This window comes from Mesorhizobium sp. WSM4837, assembly GCF_055811435.1.
Genome location: NZ_JBVVQE010000233.1, coordinates 1 through 594, shown reverse-complemented (window position 1 = coordinate 594; position 594 = coordinate 1). Strand labels below are relative to the sequence as shown.

Here is a 594-nt window from a genome sequence, read left to right as displayed (position 1 = left end):
AGTTCGGCGAACTGCGCCGCGTCGTTGGCGTCGGCGATCGAGCCGGGACGAAGGCCGTCGCCGAGCGAGAACGACACGTCGTAGGCGCGGCAGATGTCGCAGATTTCCTCGAGAATGCTCGTAGAGGAAGCTTTCGCGGTGATGATGCAGGCACCACTTGGCCATGATCGAACCGCCTCTGCTGACGATACCGGTGACCCGGTCGACCGTCAGCGGGATGTAGTGCAGCCGCACACCGGCATGGATGGTGAAATAGTCGACGCCCTGTTCGGCCTGTTCGATCAGCGTGTCGCGGTAGATTTCCCAGGTCAGGTCCTCGGCGATCCCTCCGACCTTCTCAAGCGCCTGGTAGAGCGGCACGGTTCCGATCGGCACAGGCGAATTGCGGACGATCCATTCGCGGATGTTGTGGATGTTGCGACCGGTCGACAGGTCCATGACGGTGTCGGCTCCCCAGCGGATCGCCCAGACCATTTTTTCGACCTCTTCGGCCATCGACGAGGTGACGGCTGAATTGCCGATATTGGCATTGATCTTGACCAGGAAATTGCGGCCGATGATCATCGGCTCGCTCTCCGGATGGTTGATGTTGGC

Annotated in this window: 1 pseudogene; it reads right to left on the bottom strand. The window is 60.8% G+C overall.

Annotated elements, in window-relative coordinates:
* Positions 1 to 594, bottom strand: a pseudogene (locus AC0L3D_RS36890) (phosphomethylpyrimidine synthase ThiC); the annotation flags it as partial.